4 protein-coding genes are annotated in these 2,839 nt (G+C 43.7%); all 4 read right to left on the reverse strand.

Going from position 1 to position 2,839, the window contains the following annotated elements:
* Positions 1-178: 178 nt before the first annotated feature.
* The 4 genes from BLR80_RS12830 to BLR80_RS12545 all read right to left on the reverse strand — a co-directional run bounded on the left by BLR80_RS12830 (position 179) and on the right by BLR80_RS12545 (position 2,591).
* Complete coding sequence (locus tag BLR80_RS12830) at positions 179-466, reverse strand: hypothetical protein (RefSeq protein ID WP_143012180.1); 288 nt, start codon at positions 464-466, stop codon at positions 179-181.
* Between the two features lie 122 nt (positions 467-588).
* Positions 589-867 (reverse strand): hypothetical protein, encoded by a 279-nt coding sequence (locus tag BLR80_RS12540; protein ID WP_092080869.1) that lies wholly within the window; start codon positions 865-867, stop codon positions 589-591.
* An 88-nt stretch (positions 868-955) separates the two neighbouring features.
* Positions 956-1,585 carry a hypothetical protein gene (locus tag BLR80_RS12835; RefSeq protein WP_143012181.1) on the reverse strand — a complete coding sequence of 210 codons (630 nt, stop codon included), beginning with the start codon at positions 1,583-1,585 and terminating at the stop codon, positions 956-958.
* Between the two features lie 115 nt (positions 1,586-1,700).
* Complete coding sequence (locus BLR80_RS12545) at positions 1,701-2,591, reverse strand: hypothetical protein (protein ID WP_092080872.1); 891 nt, start codon at positions 2,589-2,591, stop codon at positions 1,701-1,703.
* Positions 2,592-2,839: the final 248 nt, after the last annotated feature.

Genomic DNA, 2,839 nt, shown 5'->3' on the forward strand with positions numbered 1-2,839 from the left:
GATTGGTTAGTTTCTGCAAAAACCATCCTATCCACCCGGGGGAGACAATGCTCTAATTTTTACCGCCCTCTACCCACAGATTCTGCGGAGGAGGCTTTCTTCAAAGTCCATGCAAGGCCTCTATTTGCAAAAGTTTATCGGGTTCATGTAAGGCCCAACGTGAAGCTGTGCTGCTTTGTTAGGGACAGTTGTTTGGCAATAGGTACTTGGCAATAAGAACGCCAAACAAGGTGAACACAAGTCGCTCACCTAGCAGGCCACCAACAATTAATCCCAGAACACTTGCCCACAAACAAGAATGTTCCCCAAGAGTTCTAACTTCGTTGATGAATGCTAAGAAAGCTGCCATTGCCCCGCACAGTATTGCTGCCAAAAATTTTGAGCGAAGCCATATTTGAAATTCCCTTTGTTGAATATGCTCGGCTATTTTTTCTTTTGTTGGTTCTGTGGCTTGTGTGTCACACATCTACTTCTCCAGCTTATGCCTCCTAACGTCGTGCCCCCTTGAGCTGCGCCCTGCATGGCAACATGTCGGGTGGTGTGGGGCCGGGAGAGAAATACCCACGGCTAGCCGATTGGGGCGGGACATCACCGACGATCTTTAACTAAGAAGTGAACAGCCGCGCTTCCAGCTAGCCAAGCCACACCCAGGAGCGCCTTGAGAATGACCAGACTGAGGTTGCCAAAGATATCTCCGAGTGTTTTCGCTGGGGTCGGGTCAGGAAAGACCCGCCAGATGACAAGAACGGCAGCGCCCACCGAAACCCACCATGAAATGCCGACGTCTCGTTGCCATGCCCAGATTGCGATGAAAAGCCCTGCGCCACAGAGCAGGGCATACAAGACGAACTGATTTAAGACTGGCATTTGCGCTCCCATTTTTTTGCCCCAACGGTTCATGATAACCGGCGGCGACGAACTGTTCGAATACCACCGCAATTTTAGATTTTGTTTTTCAATTTAGCACAGACGTATTTTCCGTCCGGTTGATTTGATTGTTAGAATTCTTTTCGTGTGCAGCGACGAATTTCACGGCATTTCGTGTAAGTGTATAAAGTGCACTACCGTTACTATTGTAGTCTTTTAGTAAGAGACTAAGACCAACAAGTGTATTAAGGTCATCTTCGAGGAAACGTGGTTCTTCAATTGTTAGGTGTAGGTTGTTTCCGAAAACTATTAGTGATGTTCCTTGGTCAAAGCCTGCTTCAAGCATTTTGCTGTAACCAGTTTTATCAAGCTGCGAAATGATTGATATTGCTTGTCCTGATATTTCTAGGTTTTGATTTATTGCCTTTGCTAAAGAGTCAAAGCCTGGAATTTGTGAAGAAAGCTTCAAGACAACTTCCTCGATTGATTTTAATTTTTCGAGAAACAAGTCTCTATTTTCGAGCAATAATTTTTCAATTCCCTGTGAGATTTTCGAATTGCTTTTAATAAATTCTTTGATCTCATCGTGGTTTGTTTTTGAAAGCCACGATAGGAAATCGGAATAGTTTTCCTCTTCCTGTTTGTTTTTTTCGCTACGGTAATTGCAGATGAGACCGACAATTGTCGAGAAAGAAAAAGCCAAAGTAAGTGGGTCCATAATTTTTCTTTCTGAAGTCTAACGCTCGGCTCACCGAGCAAATTTTTGATGGCGGCTTTTGTGCTTATTTTTGCACAAAAGGTGACAGCGGAAATTTGTCCGGTGCAGCCGTTTGTTAGCGCTGCACGATGTAAGCATGATCTGACGGTACAACCAATCTAGCACGTCCATCTTTCCCCTCAGCCTCAATTACAATGTTTTTTCCGAAACCATTAAACAATATCGAAGTTTTTTCAAATTTCGAATAGTCACTTCCAAAGTTGCTTTGAAGACCTTGTAAGCCATACTCTGACGCATATTTAACGTAAGGTTCTTTTATATGGATAGTTGCTGTATCAGCTCGCACATTCGCAAGGCGCATGGCTCCATCCAGCAACCTACCAGAGACGCCACCTATTAATAGTGGAATAACCAACATAATGCCTAGCGCAACCGGTTGAAAGTTGTTCAATCTTGCTAAACGTTTGGTTTCCTCTTCGGTAACATTTTCTTTATTCTCTAGCTGATCAATCTCACGAGAATTTTGCTGGTATGAACTCCAAAGCAATGCACAGCCCCAAGTACACATCGGCAGTGTTGATAGTACCTTTATGTCCGAAAGACTAAACCACCAAATAAAAAACAGCCCAAAAACTGCAAAAACCAACAGTTCAATACCGCCTTTTTCAATAACAAATGGCGTGTAGTTTGTTTCTTTTCCTGTAACTTTTTCGTAACCTTTTAACAGCAGTAAAAACAATCTTTGAAGTCTATGCCATAACGGTCTAAGTAAGATACCCAAACTCGTTAATGACATGACAAAGAACATGTAAACACCGCCGAAGGCGATCGCCAACAGAATAAATAGCAAACCGTCGCCAACCGAAACATCTTGAGGGAAATATCCTATTCCCCAACAATAAAAAAGAAGTACTGCTCCTCCGAGTACAACGCAAAGCTTAAAAGCGAGAGACAGCATCTTATTTACGATGTCTAGTTTTTTATCTAATTTATTTAAATCTTCCACGACCTTTCCTTTGTACGCTAACAACCTTTACCCAGATCCGCCTATCCCGCCAAAAACCGCAGCCGATTTTTGCAACATGCTGAAAACAGGCGAAACAGAGAGATAGGCAGATCTGCCTATCTCTTTTGAGAACTTCGTCATACTGTTCTGCCTGGCAGAAACCTGCCTGACCTGCCCTGCTTTCGTGGTTGTAGCGGAACCGGTTCCCTGGACACAAGTTTAGCTTACGCCGCCTGACGGATTTCATC

The organism is Desulfuromonas thiophila (genome assembly GCF_900101955.1).
In the GTDB taxonomy this organism is placed as follows: domain Bacteria; phylum Desulfobacterota; class Desulfuromonadia; order Desulfuromonadales; family Desulfuromonadaceae; genus Pseudodesulfuromonas; species Pseudodesulfuromonas thiophila.

Bases quoted from the DNA above. Each gene is read 5' to 3' on its own strand.
- BLR80_RS12830 (WP_143012180.1), bottom strand. From the start codon at position 466: ATGTGTGACACACAAGCCACAGAACCAACAAAAGAAAAAATAGCCGAG.
- BLR80_RS12540 (WP_092080869.1), bottom strand. From the start codon at position 867: ATGCCAGTCTTAAATCAGTTCGTCTTGTATGCCCTGCTCTGTGGCGCA.
- BLR80_RS12835 (WP_143012181.1), bottom strand. From the start codon at position 1,585: ATGGACCCACTTACTTTGGCTTTTTCTTTCTCGACAATTGTCGGTCTC.